This window comes from Rhizobium sp. AN5 (assembly GCF_900215255.1).
GTDB lineage: Bacteria > Pseudomonadota > Alphaproteobacteria > Rhizobiales > Rhizobiaceae > Agrobacterium > Agrobacterium tumefaciens.
The window spans coordinates 193,820-208,387 of sequence record NZ_OCMJ01000003.1 but is presented as its reverse complement, the minus strand read 5'-3'; the positions used below and the strand labels follow the sequence as shown (position 1 = coordinate 208,387).

The window sequence follows — 14,568 nt, the reverse complement described above, 5'->3', positions numbered from 1 at the left end:
AAAACCGGCTCTGGCAACAGGGCCGGTTTTCTTTTGTCGTCATTGGTCTGAGGTTGGAGGAGGAAGGCAAATGCGAAACTTCATGCGGGCGATCCGCCCATTTCTCGGCGCGCTCAGCCGTGCGTCACTTTACATCGCCGGCGTCGGCATGGTCGCCATGACGCTTATCGTCGGCTGGCAGGTGTTTGCCCGTTATATCCTGAATGATTCACCAAGTTGGTCCGAGCCGCTTTCGCTTCACCTCATGTCATGGTTCATCATGCTGGGGGCGGCGGTGGGCGTGCGTGAAAGCGTGCATCTGGGGTTGGATATTCTGCGCTATATGATGCCGCCGCGCATACAGGCGGCGATGGACCTGACCAGTCTGGCACTGATCTTCTTTTTCGGGGTTGGCATGTGCTGGTACGGAACCGTCCTCTCTGCCGGAACATGGACGGCGACGATCCCTGTTCTTGGATGGCCGGGCGGCATGGATTTCTTCCCGCTGATCGGTGGCGGTTTTCTGATCGCGCTGTTTGCAGCCGAACGCTTTATCGATCTCGTCATCGGCGAGGAAATCGCGGCGGATGTGTTCGTGCAGGAGGCCGCGTAAATGGCTTACACAATCCTCTTCGGTGTGTTCACCCTTCTGATGCTGATCGGTACGCCGATTGCGTTCTGCCTCGGCATTGCCTCCTTCGCCACCGTTCTTTATCTCGGCCTGCCGCCCGTCGTGGTCTTCCAGCAGATGAACTCCGGCATGAACGTGTTTGCGATGATGGCGATCCCGTTCTTCATCTTCGCGGGTGACCTCATGGTACGCGGCGGTATAGCCCATCGTCTGATCCGTTTTGCGGCCGGTCTTGTCGGTCATCTGCGCGGCGGTCTAGGGCAGGTCAACATCGTCGCTTCGACATTGTTCGGTGGCATTTCCGGCTCGGCTGTCGCCGACGCCTCGGCCGTTGGTGGCCTGATGATCCCGCAAATGGCCAAGCGCGGTTATGACCGGGATTACGCCGTCAACGTCACTGTCAACGCCGCCATCATCGCGTTGATGATCCCGCCCTCGCACAATATGATCCTTTATTCGATCGCGGCGGGTGGCAATGTTTCGGTGGCCGATCTCTTCACCGCCGGCATTATTCCGGGTCTGCTGCTTGCTGCGGCCCTGATGGTCACCGCCTATATCGTCGCGCGGCGCAAGGGTTACCCGTCTGAGCCGTTTCCCGGCTTTTCGAAGCTGATGTATTATCTTCTGGCGTCCTTTCCCGGCATTCTGTTGATCGGCATCATCTTCGGCGGCGTTCGTTCGGGTATCTTCACCGCGACGGAGAGCTCCTGCATTGCCGTTCTCTACGCCTTCCTTGTCGCCATGCTGGTCTATCGTGAGCTGGACTGGAGCGGTTTCGTGGAAGCGGTGATGGGGGCGGTTCGCACGACAGCGATGGTTCTGCTCGTCATCGGCACGGCTGCGTCGTTCGGCTGGTTGATGGCGTTCCTGCAGGTACAGTCACTGATGATCGCGACAATCAGCGCGATTTCGGACAATCCGATTATCGTGCTTCTGGTCATCAACGTCATTCTGCTCTTGCTCGGCACTTTCATGGATATGGCACCGATGGTCATCATTTCCACGCCGGTGCTTCTGCCTGTCGTGAAAGCCTTCGGCATCGATCCAGTGCATTTCGGTGTCGTGATGATCCTGAACGCCGGTATCGGTCTCAATACGCCGCCGGTCGGAACGGTGCTCTTCGTGGGATGTGCGGTTGGCGGCATAACGATACGGGAAGCAATGCGAACGATCTGGCCGTTCTTCGGCGCCAGCATAGCCGTGCTGCTCGCCGTCACCTATATTCCGTCGCTTTCACTCTGGCTGCCGTCACTTTTCCGGTAGTTCCAAAGCTTTATCGCAATAAGGCCCCGCTATGCCGGGGCCTTTTCCATTTCGGTGGCAAGCAGCCTCTGCTGTTCGTGCTCGTCAAACGCCATGAGATTGCCGTGCCGGCTGCGGCGTATCCTGTTCATGTGGTCGCGGGGGCTTAACCCCAATGTGCGCTTGAACATCCGTGAGAAATAATAGGGATCTCCATAACCCACTTCTGCCGCCGCCGCCGCAACTGAAAGCCCGGCTTCAAGGAAATGCATGGCACGTTCCATGCGTTTGAATTCCTGATATTTCCTCGGCGTGCGCCCCACCCTTTTCTGGAACTCCCGCAGGAAATAGTCGCGATTGTAGGGGGCTGCGTCGGTCGCCCTTGCGGCGATATCAGGGTCGAGCGGATTGGCGGAAATCATCGTGATCGCTTTCATGACAGCCAGGTCCAGGGCTTCGGCACCTTCCGGCTGGAAACTCGGACGGTCGACCCATCCGAGAAATGCATCATCGATAAATGCGATCAGCAATACCATGAACAGGTGATGCTGGCCAAGCGTGACAGAGGAGGGCGGAGCGCTCTGCCGATAGTGGCGCACCAGCGGCTCCAGCAGCGGCCAGCGGCTCAGCGAAAGTTTGGGCTTGAGGTCCATCTGCGCGACAAGGTTGTGTCGACCGTAAATATCCAGTGTGAAATGCTGTGCCACTCCCCGATAGGTGACGGCCTGTTCATTCCAGCCGATAAAATGCTGCCCCCTGAAAATCAGCATGGCGTCGCCAGGCTCCAGCACCCGTGCCTCACCGTCCACGAGATAATGCCCGCGACCCTCCAGGCAGATGATGAGATCGTCCACCTGATTGGATTTGTCGATCTGCCAGGTGCGGGAGTGCTCCATCTTGATCGTGGCGCGCGTGAGATTAAGCGTGAGCGCCGCAGGCGGAACGGACGAGAGAATGCCACCTTCGATTTCGTCCATCTTTTTCCTCGTCTTTGTTAATTCACCTTGGCTCGGAAATTTGGTTTTGTCACCTCACAAACTGCTTATACGCGCCGTATCAATGAGGGAGGAGATCGGCTGCGGCGAGAAATCGCGCCATCATGCGCCCGCCGTCAGCCGTTCCGGGAGAATCACTTGCACGAAATTGTATTCTGTTATCCGCGCCTTTCCGGGGTGGGGGAGAAGCGTCATGAAATCTAATCGCTTCCTCGGGCTGGGATATTTGACGCCCTACATCATCGGACTTCTGGTTTTCACGGCGATCCCGTTTCTGGGTTCCCTATATCTCAGCTTCACCCGCTACGACCTGATGAGTGACCCGACATGGGCGGGACTGGCCAATTACGAGCGGCTCTTCACCCGTGATCGCACGTTCATGAAATCCCTGAACGTCACCCTGTTTTATGTGTTTCTGACGGTGCCGTTGAAGCTTGCCTTTGCGCTGTTCATCGCGGCGATACTCAATTACAAGCTGCAATTCATCAATTTTTTCCGCACCGCTTTTTACGTTCCGTCCATCCTTGGTGGCTCGATCGCGATTGCGGTGCTGTGGCGTTACATCTTCGCCAGCGAAGGGCTGGCCAACATGGCGCTGGCGGCAATCGGCCTGTCGCCGGTGGACTGGTTCGGCGATCCCGCCAATGCGCTTTTCACAATCACACTGCTGCGCTGCTGGCAGTTCGGTTCGGCCATGGTGATCTTTCTCGCCGCGCTGCAATCCATCGACAAGTCGCTTTATGAGGCTGCGGCAATCGACGGCGCAGGCAAGGTAAAGACGTTCTTCTTCATCACCCTGCCGCTTCTGACGCCGGTCATCTTTTTCAACCTGATCATGCAGATGGTGCAGGCATTCCAGGAGTTTAACGGGCCTTACATCATCACCCAGGGCGGGCCGTTGAAGTCTACCTATCTGCTGCCTCTTTATATTTACGATGAGGCTTTCAAGAAGTTCAACATGGGCTATGCCTCCGCCATCGCCTGGGTTCTTTTCACCATCATCACCGTGCTGACCCTCGTGGCCTTCTGGTCCTCGAAAAAGTGGGTCTATTACGCCGGCGACAAGCGAAATTGATGCCATGACCGATATCGCAACCTTAAACGACATGCAGGCCGCCCGCCGGGCAAGGCTCCGGCTGTTATCGACCTCTGTCCGGTACACGCTGCTGTTCGCGGTCGGCTTCATCATGCTCTATCCGCTGATCTGGCTGGTCGGCGCAAGCTTCAAGACCAATTCCGAGATCTTTTCCGGTGCAGGTTTCATTCCTGAGACGCCAACGCTGGACGGTTACATCCGCGGCTGGCAGACCTCCACGCCCTACACGTTCGGCCGGTTTTTCTGGAATTCGTTCCTGATCATCCTGCCGAAGGTCATCGGAACGGCGATTTCCTGCACCATGGCGGCCTATGCCTTCGCGCGCTTCGATTTTCCGCTGAAGAAAATCCTGTTTGGCTCGGTCATCGCCATCCTGCTTTTGCCCAATGTCGTAACCCGCATTCCGCAATATATTCTGTTCCGTGACCTCGGCTGGCTGGATAGTTTCCTCCCGCTATGGGTTCCCTCGGCACTAGCCGGTGATGCCTTCTTCGTCTTCATGCTTGTGCAGTTCCTGCGCTCGCTGCCCTCGGATATGGAGGAAGCCGCCCGTGTTGATGGCGCCAACAGTCTGCAGACGCTGGTCTACATCGTCGTGCCGATGCTGGCGCCGGCGCTGATCTCGGTCTGCCTCTTCCAGTTCATGTGGACGATGAACGACTTTCTGGGACCGCTGATCTACCTGTCCTCGGTCGATAAATATCCGGTGAGCCTGGCGCTCAAACTCTCCATCGACACAACCGAAGCCTTCGAATGGAACCGCATCCTGGCGATGTCGGTGCTGACGATCGCGCCTGCGCTCGTCGTGTTTTTCGCGGCGCAACGGTATTTCATTGAAGGGATCTCGTCTGGCGGGGTCAAGGGCTGAAAATGGCAAGCGTTCAACTTAAAAATCTCGAAAAAGTCTATGGCGGCAGCTTCAAGGCCGTGCACGGCATCAATCTCGAAATCGAGGACGGCGAGTTCATGGTCTTCGTCGGCCCGTCCGGCTGCGCCAAATCCACCACGCTGCGCATGGTGGCGGGGCTGGAGGAAATCACCGGCGGTGAAATCCTCATCGGAGACCAGCGCGTCAACGACCTGCCGCCCGGCAAGCGCTCCATCGCCATGGTGTTCCAGAACTATGCGCTTTATCCGCATATGAAGGTGCGCGGCAATCTTGCTTTCGGCCTCAAGATTGCCGGTGTTGCCAAGCCCGAGATCGAGAAGGCAATCGACAATGTCGCGCGCATTCTCGAAATCGAGCCCTTGCTTGATCGCCTGCCGAAACAGCTTTCCGGCGGGCAGGCGCAACGTGTTGCTCTGGGCCGCGCCCTCATCAAGAAACCGGGCGTGTTCCTGTTCGATGAGCCCCTTTCGAATCTCGATGCGAAGCTGCGCGCCTCCATGCGTGTGCGCATTACCGATCTGCATCGCCAGCTGAAGGCGGAAGGCCTGTCTTCGACCGTCGTCTACGTGACGCACGATCAGACGGAGGCCATGACCATGGGCGACCGTATCTGCGTCATGCAGGCCGGGCGCATCATGCAGGTCGCCACGCCGAAGGAACTCTACAACCGGCCCGCCAATCTGTTCGTCGCCGGTTTCATTGGCATGCCGGAAATGAACCTTGTGGATGTGGCGATCGACGGGGCGGAGTTCGTCATCGGTGGGCAACGTCTTCCGATAGGCGACCATCTGGAAAAGCGGCTTTCAGCCAGACCGGCGGACGCCGTCATCGGCATCCGTCCGCAGCATCTTTCGCTCGCCGGTGAAGCCGATGGGCCGGCGCTGCGGGCGAAACTGACCAACGCCGAATTCATGGGGCACGAGGTCTATCTGCATGCCGATCTCGGCGGACAGAAGCTCGTGAGCGTGGTGGGAGCAGCCGAATTCGAGGCGCTTGGGCGCGATGGCATTCTGCGACTGAAGCCGGACCCCGAGAAGCTGCATATTTTCGACAAGGCCGATGGCCGCAATGTCTCGCTGTGAGGAGGGGACGAGCGTGCCTGATTTTTCGAGGAGGAGAAGAACAATGAAGATGACGACGATGACTAGAACAATGGCGATGCTGGCTGGTGCCGCCTATCTGGCCACGGTGGCTGCGCCTGCGGCGGGTGCCGCGGAACTGCGTATGTCGTGGTGGGGCGGCGAGAGCCGTCATGTCGCCACCCAGAAGGCGATTGCCGCCTGCGGAGAAAAATACGGCCACACGGTCAAAGGTGAGTTTACCGGCTTCGATGGATATCTGGAAAAACTGACCACGCAGATGGCAGGCAAGACGGAGGCTGATATCGTTCAGGTGAACTGGCCATGGCTGCCGCTGTTTTCCAAGAATGGTGAAGGTTTTGCCGAACTGCGTCAGTTGAAACCGCTCGATCTTTCGCAATGGGCCGAGACGGATCTGGAAGCGGGTTCTATGAACGGGGTGCTTCAGGGCCTTTCAGTCTCCACCACCGGCCGCGTGTTTTTCTTCAACGCCACCACCTTCGAGAAGGCTGGTGTTGAAATCCCCAAGACATGGGATGAATTCTTCGCGGCAACAAAAACCATCAAGGAAAAGCTCGGCAAGGATCATTACACCTTCAATGCCGTAAAGGAGACTGCCCAGCTTCTCGTGACACTCGCCGTGGTGCAGAAAACCGGCAAGGATCTGGTCGACCCCAAGACCAACCGTGTCGCCTGGACGCCGGAGGAACTGGCGGAAGGCATCTCGTTCGTCGGCAAGCTGGTGGAAACCGGCTCCATTCGCTCCCAGAAAGAGGAAGCGGCCGATGGCAACGTCAATCTTTATGAAAAGCCGTCCTGGTCCGAAGGCCGTATCGCTGGTTCCTATGAATGGGATTCCACCTATTCGAAATATGCCGATCCCCTGAAGGATGGGCAGGTGCTGAAACCCGTGCCGATGCTGAAGCTCGCCGATGCCGTGACGGAAGGCGTTTATCGCAAGCCTTCCATGGTCTTTTCGATCTCGAAAAACTCGAAGAACCCGGAAGCGGCAGCGCAAATCCTGAACTGCCTGCTGAACGAGCCTGAGGGTATCGATGCGCTTGGCACGTCTCGCGGCCTGCCTGCTTCCAAGGCTGCTGCGCAGCGTCTGGGCGACAAGGGTGAGCCGGAAGTGCGCGCCGCCAATGCCATCGTCATGGCGGCATCGGGACCGGTAGTTTCGCCCTTCAACGAACATCCGGAAATCCGCTCCGGCTTCATCGATACGCTGGAGGAATATGCCTATGGCCAGCTGACGGCGGAAGAGGCGGCCGAGCAGATCATCGATACCACCAACGACGTTCTGGCCAAATTCGATTGACGACAATGGCCCGCCGCCGCCGCGGCGGCGGGCTCTTTATCCGGTTGCCGGGTGACATGGGCATTCCCGCCGATTGTTTTGGCGGGGCATGCACGAACAACGAGAAACGAGCATGAACGAACCCTCTATCATCGCGCTTTCGGCGCGAACGGCGGTGCTTTGCCTCGCCGTACCCGGTGCGCGATATCACCTGCCACAGACGGCATGGCGGCTGACTTCGCAAGATGGTGATTTACGAACCGGAAAAACCGCCACCGTGGTGACGCTGCTGCATGATCTGCGTCCGGATACGCGGTATGTGTTCGAAGCAGATGGGTTCGCAAGCCTGGAATTCAGGACCGCGCCCTGCGCGGGGCTTGTCGAGGCGACGGCATTTTCGTTGAAGCCGGATATTGCGCTTGACGACGAAGCCGGCGCACGCGCCAACGCCCGCGCTCTGGAAGAGGCAGTTGCCGCCGTGCCTGTGGGCGGCACGTTGCGCCTTGCTGCCGACCTCTGGACGGCGTTTCCCGTGCGGTTGAAAAGAGACATGACGTTTCATCTTGCGGAAGGGGCTTTGCTGCGCGCACCCTCCACCCGCAATGGTTGGCCGATCCTGCCTGCCCGCGATGAGGCGGGCCGCATGCTCGGCAGTTGGGAAGGGCTACCGGATGCCTGTTTCGCCGCTCCGGTCCATGCCATCGGCGCAGACAATCTCGTCATCGAGGGTGGGGGCGTTCTTGATGGTTCCGGCGACAGAGGCGACTGGTGGAGCTGGCCGAAAGAAACCCGCAACGGCGCGCGCCGGCCGCGCGGCCTGCATCTCGTCTCCTGCCGCAATGTCGGGCTTTTCGGTTTTACCATTCGCAATGCACCGTCCTGGACGGTCCATCCACAGGGGTGCGAGGCCCTGACAGCGGCGGGTCTCACAATCAGCGCCCCGCATAACAGTCCCAATACCGATGGTTTCAACCCGGAAAGCTGCCGCAACGTGACGATATCAGGCGTGCGCTTTTCAGTCGGCGACGATTGCATTGCTGTGAAGGCAGGCAAACGCGGGCCGAACGGCGAGGACGACCATCTGGCGGAAACACGCGGCGTCAGCGTGCGCCATTGCCTGATGGAGCGCGGCCATGGCGGGCTGGTGATCGGCTCGGAAATGTCGGGCGGCGTGCGTGACGTGACGGTAGAGGATTGTGACATGGTTGGCACGGATCGCGGCCTGCGCCTCAAGACGCGGCGGGGCCGTGGCGGTTCAGTCAGCAATATCACCATGCGCCGGGTGTTGCTGGATGGCGTGCATACCGCGCTTTCCGCCAATGCCCATTACCATTGCGATGCCGATGGGCATGACGGCTGGGTGCAGTCGCGAGATCCTGCACCCGTCGACGACGGGACCCCGTTTATCGACGGAATTACTGTCGAAGATGTGGAAATCCGCCATCTGGCCCATGCCGCCGGCGTCTTTCTCGGTTTACCGGAGGCCCCAATCCGCAATATCGCCATTCGCAATCTCACCATCGTCTCGCGTGATCCTGCAGCCGTGGCCACACCGCCGATCATGGCCGATGGGGTGCGCCCCATGCTGCATGAGGGGATCGTTTTCGAACAGGCTGAAATCATTTGCGACGATCCTGCGCTGCTGAGCGCCTCTACCGTTTCCCACTCACAGATTTCAATCGAGAAAACCCATGAAAGCCACTGATTATTTTGATCAATTCGCCAGCCGCTATAGGCACTACAAGGGTGGGAGCTGGTGTTATGAGGATGGCTGTGTCTATCGGGGTTTGCAGCACCTGTTCGAGGCGACCGGCGACCGGCGCTGGAACGAACATCTGCATCGTCTGGCTGACACCCAGATAGCGGCAGACGGAGTGCTCGCCGGTTACGATCCGCAGGAATACAATATCGATCACATCCTTGCCGGTCGCATTCTGTTTCCTCTGGCAGCGGAAACGGGCGATCCGCGTTATCTCGCTGCGGCGGAACATCTTGCGGGTCAACTCCGCAGCCATCCGCGTACGGGCTCCGGTAATTACTGGCACAAGAAGCGTTATCCGCATCAGGTCTGGCTGGATGGCCTTTATATGGGACTTCCTTTCCAGATCGAATATGCGCAGGCGACTGGCAATGCCGAACTGATCGACGATGCGCTACAGCAATTCTCAACAGCACTCACGCTGACGGCGGATGCCGGTGGGCTCTATGTCCATGGTTATGACGAAAGCCGCAACCAGCGCTGGGCCGATCCCGTGAGCGGCCAATCCCCGGCCGTATGGGCCCGCGCCGTCGGCTGGCTCGCCATGGCGCTGGTCGATGCGTTGGTGATGTTGCCGGCTGATGGCGCAACGATCGAACTTCGGGAACGCGCGGGTCTGCTTCTGGCAGGTATCGTTGCCCGGCAGACTAAAACCGGTCTCTGGATGCAGGTGCTGGACAAACAGGATCTTGCCGGAAACTACGAGGAAACCTCCGCTTCGGCGATGTTCGCCTATGCCTTACTGCGGACTGCGCGGCTGGGGCTTTTGAAGGGCGAGGAGGCAAATGCGGCTCTTTCGGCGGGCCGGTCCGCGCTTGAGGCCCTGCTTGAGAGACAGCTCAAGGTGAACGAAGAGGGTATCGTCCGTCTCACCGGCATCGTGCATGTCGCGGGCCTCGGCGGTTTCGAGGGCAATTATCGCGATGGGTCTCCGAAGTATTATCTGACGGAACCAGTCGTTTCCGACGACGCAAAGGGCGTCGGGCCGCTGATGATGGCCTATGCGGAAGGCCTGTTTTTGGCATGACGGCGCGGTCATCTTAACGGGCATAGGTGTTTTGTGGCATGAGATCATGCCACTTTTGCCAAAATCACCGTCTGGATCAGGCCCTGTTTTTTGTGGTTCGCGATCGTGATCGTGCCACCGAAGCGCTCGATGATTTCCTTGGCGATGGCAAGACCCAACCCCACACCAGGGATCGATTTGCGCCGCCCGAGATCGACCCTGAAGAAGGGCTCGAAAACCCGGCCGATCAGTTCTTGCGGAATGCCCGGGCCTTCATCGCGGATCGTCACGACGACCTCGCTCTCGTCCTCGGTTAGATCGATCCGTGCCGTTTTGCCATGGGTGACGGCATTGAGGATGAGGTTGCGCAAGGCTCTTTTAAGCGCAAGTGGAGCGGCCTTGATCATCATGGCGGCTTCCGGTTTCATAAAGTCGAGGGCATCAGCGTGACCGAGATCAGAAAGTTCGCTGACGATTTCGCCGAGAAGCGCGCCGATATCGGTCATCTTCACGGTATCCTTGCTCACTTCCTCGCGCACAAGCAGAATGGCGCTGTCGGCTATGGCGTTCAGTTCCTCGAGGTCCACCAGCCATTTGCCCCGTTCTTCGTCGTTTTCGATGAATTCTGCCCGCAGGCGCATGCGGGTCATTGGGGTTCTCAAGTCATGGCCGGCGGCTGCGACGAGGCGCATTCTGCTTTCCATTGCCGCCTTCAGGCGGCGGGCGAGTTCGTTCAAGGCCCGAGCCGTGGCGCGAATTTCACCCGGCCCGGTTTCCGAAAGATGCGGCAGCGAACCGTCTGGTCCAATGCTGGCAGCGGCGTTTTCCAGCATGTCGAGGGGGCGGGTGATCTTTCTGGCGGCAAAGATGGAAACAGCAGCACTGCCAAGAATGATCAGCCCGATCCACATGCCGAAAATCTTCCAGCCGCCCGGGGGAGGACCCATATGCGGAATTTCCGCGACCAGCCATCCGGTTTTTTCCAGCGCGATAGCCGCCACCGGGGCATTATTTCCGGGCGCGCGGATCACAATTGCGGTGCGTGGCTCGCCAACCTGTGCAAGGGCCTTTTCCAGAAACTCCGAAAGCATTCCGTCGAGATCACTTTCGGGCGGCTTCTGTTCGATGCGGAAATAGCCGGGTTGTTGCAGCGAGGGGTCGCGTTCGGCCATGGTCACGGCAAAGGCAAGGCTGCGGGCAACGGGCTCGATGGTGGCATCTGGCGGCGGCGGCTGCAATGTCTGATCGGCCACCACAGTTGCAAGCGCGATGACCGCGATGATGGAGACGATCAACAGTGCGGCGATACGGTTTCTGAGCGAGCTCATCGATGCACCGGCAGGGTTCTGACCTGAACCGTCATCTGGTAACCGCCATTGCGAACGGTCTTGAAGATCGGAGCCCGGGCATCGGTTTCGAGCTTCTTGCGCAACCGGCTCATCAATACGTCGACGGAGCGGTCGAACGGTCCCCGGTCCTTGCCCTGCGTAAGATCGAGAAGCTGATCGCGCGAAAGAAGCCGGCCGGGCCTGTCGAGGAAGACTTTCAGCAGATCGAACTCCGCCCCCGTCAGCTCGATCCTCTCACCGCCGGCGTGGATGACGGAGCGCTGTTCCGGATCGGCGGTGAAGTCCGCAAAACCATAGGCGGTGGATGAGCCGCGAGGTGCTTCCTGAGGTGCTGCGCGGCGCAGCACGGCCTTGATCCTCGCCGTCAGTTCTCGCGGATTGAAGGGTTTGCCGAGATAGTCGTCGGCACCGATTTCCAGCCCGACGATCCGGTCGACATCCTCCTTGAGCGCTGTCAGGAGAATAACGGGCGTGCGCGGCCGGCGGCCTTGCAGATCGCGGCAGATATCGAGGCCGGAACCATCCGGCAGCATCACGTCGAGCACGATGAGATCCGGATCGGAGCAGGCGAACTGTTCTTCGAACTCTCGCCTGTCGGCTGCCATCGAAACGCGAAACCCCTGCGAGCCGAGATATTTCGCGAGCAATGTGCGTATCTCCGGATCGTCATCCACGATCAAAATATGTGTCACCGAAACTGTCGCCATATCGTCCAACCTTTTGATGCCACTATACATAAGCGGCGCAAAGAAACGGCGGATTTTTGCAACGAAAGCTTGCTGCGGCCGCTCTGGCAACATTCGGTTACAAATAGGCCTTGCGTGGAACAAGACCGGCAACATTCGGACCAAGGCCGGAAACGCTTAGCTCCTATCGTCTTCTCAGGTTGGAAAACGAAAAGGAAGGTAAGATGAGAAACGCTCTAATCGCCACCGCCGTCGTCGTGACAACTGTTCTTGGCGCTTCGGCCACCTCCCGGGCTGTGGAGCAGGGTGAACCGGCGCCGCAGGCGACGGAACAGGCCGTGCCGCTCCTCGCCAGTCCTGACTTCGGTTCGAATAATGGTCCGGAGCAAAGGCTGCCGCGTGGCCGCAAGATGGCCGGACCTGAGATGCTCCACCAGGATATGATGGGGCCGGATTTATTGGGCCCGGATTTATTGGGGTTGGCGACGAAACTTTCGGCGGCGGAAATCTATCTCGGCGTCACACCTGAACAGCTTGGTCCGTGGCGCGCCTATGCCACTGCGCTGATCGATCTTGTTTTGCCCACTTCGGAACGCAAGCCATTGCCGCCGAAGGGATCGGGTGCGGCGGGGCTGGAGCCGCGTCTCGCCGGTGAGGAGCTGGCCGGCCTTATAATGAACAAGGCAGAACAGGCTAAAGCACTTCAGGACGCAGCAGCTACGCTGAAACCGAAACTTTCGCCGCAGCAGGTGCAGAAGCTTGCTGAACTCGAACGCGTATTGATGCCGCCTCCGCCTCCCGGCCCGCATCATGGCCGTGCACGAGACGGTCGTGTCGAGCCTCCGCATGGCGACGGGATGCCGCCGCTGCCTCAGGCAGAGCGGGGCTGACGCCACTCTTCAAAGTTTCCTCCTTTAATAGCCCCCCAGCAAAGGAGGAAATCAGCCGGAAACGGCTGAAGCCGGGGGATCGCTCGCCTGCGATCCCCCGCGTGATTTTCAAGCGGGAAGATGATGATGAGATATTTCTACCTGATGCTGGCGACGGTTTTTGGTTTGAGCTTTGTCTGGTCGGTCGCTGCGGCCGGTGACAGGCCGGTGCGAGATCCGGCGAAATCCCGGCAGGAAGAACAGCGGCACCAACCCGTCTGTGCGAAGGATCGGCGCGAAAATGCACATGGCAAGCGTCGTGGCGACACCTGCCGCAAGGCATCCGCCAGAAAGTCCGCTGCCGCCTATGAATGGATCGAAGCAGACAATGGCTTCATCCTTGTGAAACACGACATGAGGTCGGTTTCTTCTTTTGAGTAGACCGGCCGGACAGGACAGGACGATGAAAATGGCTCGCAAAGCAGGTGTGGCGCTGACGGTTGTCGCGCTCGCCCTGGGTGGCTACTGGTTTTCGTCACAATATACGCGGGCCGCAACGCCCGGTTATATCACCTCGTCTGTGAAGCGCGGTGATATCGAGCAGACGGTTCTGGCGACCGGCACGCTCAAACCCGTTCGTCTGGTGGCCGTCGGCGCGCAGGCCTCCGGTCGCATCACCGCCGTCAAGGTCGCACTTGGAGATACGGTCAAGGCGGGCGATCTCATTGCCGAGATCGATTCCGTTACCCAGAATAACAGCCTGCGCACGGCGCTGGCAGCGCTTGCCAATGTGAAGGCGCAGCGGGTGGAAAAGCAGGCGACACTTGTTCTCAACCGCCAGAGCCTTGTCCGCCAACAGGAAATGGTGTCGAAAAACGCCGCCTCCCGTGCGGATTTCGAAAGCGCCACTGCAGCGCTCGCAGTCACCCAGGCGCAAATCGAAGCGATCGACGCCCAGATCGAGGAGGCACAGGTCGCTGTCGAAACGGCAAAGGCCAATCTCGGCTATACGAGGATCACTGCGCCCATCGAAGGCACTGTTCTGTCTATCGTCAGTCAGGAAGGGCAGACCGTCAACGCCACGCAGTCCGCGCCGACAATCGTGATCCTAGGCCAGCTCGACCGGATGACGGTGCGCACGGAAATTTCCGAAGCAGATGTGACGCGCGTAAAAGCCGGCCTGCCAGTTTACTTCACGGTGCTGGGTGAGCCGCAGCAGCGTTACGACGCGACGCTTACGTCCATTGAACCGGCGCCTGAATCAGTGCGCAGCGATTCCAGCTTCAGCTCCTCGACGTCTTCCTCGACCACATCGTCGTCTTCCAGCACCTCGTCGTCGGAGGCTATCTATTATAATGGCGTGTTCGAAGTGCCGAACCCGGACGGCAAGTTGCGCACGTATATGACGGCGGAGGTCCATATCGTTCTCGGTGAAGCGAAGGACGTGCTAACCGTTCCGGCGGCGGCCCTTGGTAGCAAGGGCGCCAACGATGACTATGCCGTGCGTGTGGTAGACACCGATGGCAGAATTTCCGAACGCAGGGTCCAAATCGGTCTGAACGACAAGGTCACGGCGGAAGTGCGTTCCGGCCTTGCCGAGAACGAGCGCGTGGTGACCGGCGAACTTTCCATCGACACCACCAAAAACGCCATGCCGGGGCCTGGCGGCCCGCCGATGGGTTTTTGAA

The 14,568-nt window shown here is 59.1% G+C and carries 14 protein-coding genes; 11 read left to right on the top strand and 3 right to left on the bottom strand.

The genetic code is table 11. The annotated features are described in order from the left end of the window. The first annotated feature begins 70 nt into the window (after positions 1–70). On the top strand, positions 71–592 hold the full coding sequence (locus tag CRP02_RS04430) for a TRAP transporter small permease (RefSeq protein ID WP_013761414.1): 522 nt from the start codon (positions 71–73) through the stop codon (positions 590–592). Continuing rightward, positions 593–1,873, top strand: coding sequence for a TRAP transporter large permease (locus tag CRP02_RS04425; protein WP_097170385.1), 1,281 nt, complete (start codon positions 593–595; stop codon positions 1,871–1,873). Positions 1,874–1,902: 29 nt separating this feature from the next. Here the strand turns inward: CRP02_RS04425 and CRP02_RS04420 are convergent, their stop codons facing one another. Continuing rightward, a complete protein-coding gene (locus CRP02_RS04420; RefSeq protein WP_097170384.1) occupies positions 1,903–2,829 on the bottom strand; it encodes a helix-turn-helix domain-containing protein in 927 nt (308 codons plus the stop codon). Positions 2,830–3,040: 211 nt separating this feature from the next. On the opposite strand from CRP02_RS04420, the gene CRP02_RS04415 reads away from it, so the two are divergent. The 6 genes from CRP02_RS04415 (at position 3,041) to CRP02_RS04390 (ending at position 9,997) form a co-directional block, all read left to right on the top strand. Further along, entirely contained in the window at positions 3,041–3,922 is an 882-nt protein-coding gene (locus CRP02_RS04415) for a carbohydrate ABC transporter permease (protein ID WP_003517909.1), read from the top strand. A 4-nt stretch (positions 3,923–3,926) separates the two neighbouring features. Further along, a complete protein-coding gene (locus CRP02_RS04410; protein ID WP_097100254.1) occupies positions 3,927–4,811 on the top strand; it encodes a carbohydrate ABC transporter permease in 885 nt (294 codons plus the stop codon). A gap of 2 nt (positions 4,812–4,813) precedes the next feature. Next, complete coding sequence (locus CRP02_RS04405; protein WP_097170383.1) at positions 4,814–5,914, top strand: ABC transporter ATP-binding protein; 1,101 nt, start codon at positions 4,814–4,816, stop codon at positions 5,912–5,914. A 49-nt stretch (positions 5,915–5,963) separates the two neighbouring features. Continuing rightward, positions 5,964–7,232, top strand: coding sequence for an ABC transporter substrate-binding protein (locus CRP02_RS04400; protein WP_097171241.1), 1,269 nt, complete (start codon positions 5,964–5,966; stop codon positions 7,230–7,232). Positions 7,233–7,344: 112 nt separating this feature from the next. After that, complete coding sequence (locus CRP02_RS04395) at positions 7,345–8,916, top strand: glycoside hydrolase family 28 protein (RefSeq protein WP_097170382.1); 1,572 nt, start codon at positions 7,345–7,347, stop codon at positions 8,914–8,916. Beyond that, positions 8,903–9,997, top strand: a complete 1,095-nt coding sequence (locus CRP02_RS04390; RefSeq protein ID WP_097170381.1) for a glycoside hydrolase family 105 protein — start codon at positions 8,903–8,905, stop codon at positions 9,995–9,997. The genes CRP02_RS04395 and CRP02_RS04390 overlap by 14 nt, the downstream gene beginning before the upstream one ends. A 44-nt stretch (positions 9,998–10,041) precedes the next feature. Here the strand turns inward: CRP02_RS04390 and CRP02_RS04385 are convergent, their stop codons facing one another. Then, positions 10,042–11,304: an ATP-binding protein gene (locus CRP02_RS04385; protein WP_097170380.1), complete on the bottom strand. Its 1,263-nt coding sequence runs from the start codon at positions 11,302–11,304 to the stop codon at positions 10,042–10,044. Beyond that, the gene (locus tag CRP02_RS04380; RefSeq protein ID WP_097100481.1) at positions 11,301–12,062 is read right to left on the bottom strand and encodes a response regulator; all 762 of its coding nucleotides are present in this window, start codon (positions 12,060–12,062) and stop codon (positions 11,301–11,303) included. Before CRP02_RS04380 ends, CRP02_RS04385 begins: the two co-directional genes overlap by 4 nt. A 173-nt stretch (positions 12,063–12,235) precedes the next feature. On the opposite strand from CRP02_RS04380, the gene CRP02_RS04375 reads away from it, so the two are divergent. From CRP02_RS04375 to CRP02_RS04365, 3 genes are all read left to right on the top strand, one after another. Further along, on the top strand, positions 12,236–12,901 hold the full coding sequence (locus CRP02_RS04375) for a hypothetical protein (protein ID WP_097171240.1): 666 nt from the start codon (positions 12,236–12,238) through the stop codon (positions 12,899–12,901). Positions 12,902–13,027: 126 nt separating this feature from the next. Further along, positions 13,028–13,321, top strand: a complete 294-nt coding sequence (locus CRP02_RS04370; protein ID WP_097100259.1) for a hypothetical protein — start codon at positions 13,028–13,030, stop codon at positions 13,319–13,321. Positions 13,322–13,343: 22 nt separating this feature from the next. After that, entirely contained in the window at positions 13,344–14,567 is a 1,224-nt protein-coding gene (locus CRP02_RS04365; protein ID WP_097100260.1) for an efflux RND transporter periplasmic adaptor subunit, read from the top strand. The last annotated feature ends 1 nt before the right edge of the window (position 14,568 follow it).

Excerpts from the sequence above, each read along its gene's own strand:
- CRP02_RS04430 (WP_013761414.1), top strand. The coding sequence starts at position 71 with ATGCGAAACTTCATGCGGGCGATCCGCCCATTTCTCGGCGCGCTCAGC.
- CRP02_RS04425 (WP_097170385.1), top strand. The coding sequence starts at position 593 with ATGGCTTACACAATCCTCTTCGGTGTGTTCACCCTTCTGATGCTGATC.
- CRP02_RS04420 (WP_097170384.1), bottom strand. The coding sequence starts at position 2,829 with ATGGACGAAATCGAAGGTGGCATTCTCTCGTCCGTTCCGCCTGCGGCG.
- CRP02_RS04415 (WP_003517909.1), top strand. The coding sequence starts at position 3,041 with ATGAAATCTAATCGCTTCCTCGGGCTGGGATATTTGACGCCCTACATC.
- CRP02_RS04410 (WP_097100254.1), top strand. The coding sequence starts at position 3,927 with ATGACCGATATCGCAACCTTAAACGACATGCAGGCCGCCCGCCGGGCA.
- CRP02_RS04405 (WP_097170383.1), top strand. The coding sequence starts at position 4,814 with ATGGCAAGCGTTCAACTTAAAAATCTCGAAAAAGTCTATGGCGGCAGC.
- CRP02_RS04400 (WP_097171241.1), top strand. The coding sequence starts at position 5,964 with ATGACGACGATGACTAGAACAATGGCGATGCTGGCTGGTGCCGCCTAT.
- CRP02_RS04395 (WP_097170382.1), top strand. The coding sequence starts at position 7,345 with ATGAACGAACCCTCTATCATCGCGCTTTCGGCGCGAACGGCGGTGCTT.
- CRP02_RS04390 (WP_097170381.1), top strand. The coding sequence starts at position 8,903 with ATGAAAGCCACTGATTATTTTGATCAATTCGCCAGCCGCTATAGGCAC.
- CRP02_RS04385 (WP_097170380.1), bottom strand. The coding sequence starts at position 11,304 with ATGAGCTCGCTCAGAAACCGTATCGCCGCACTGTTGATCGTCTCCATC.
- CRP02_RS04380 (WP_097100481.1), bottom strand. The coding sequence starts at position 12,062 with ATGTATAGTGGCATCAAAAGGTTGGACGATATGGCGACAGTTTCGGTG.
- CRP02_RS04375 (WP_097171240.1), top strand. The coding sequence starts at position 12,236 with ATGAGAAACGCTCTAATCGCCACCGCCGTCGTCGTGACAACTGTTCTT.
- CRP02_RS04370 (WP_097100259.1), top strand. The coding sequence starts at position 13,028 with ATGAGATATTTCTACCTGATGCTGGCGACGGTTTTTGGTTTGAGCTTT.
- CRP02_RS04365 (WP_097100260.1), top strand. The coding sequence starts at position 13,344 with ATGAAAATGGCTCGCAAAGCAGGTGTGGCGCTGACGGTTGTCGCGCTC.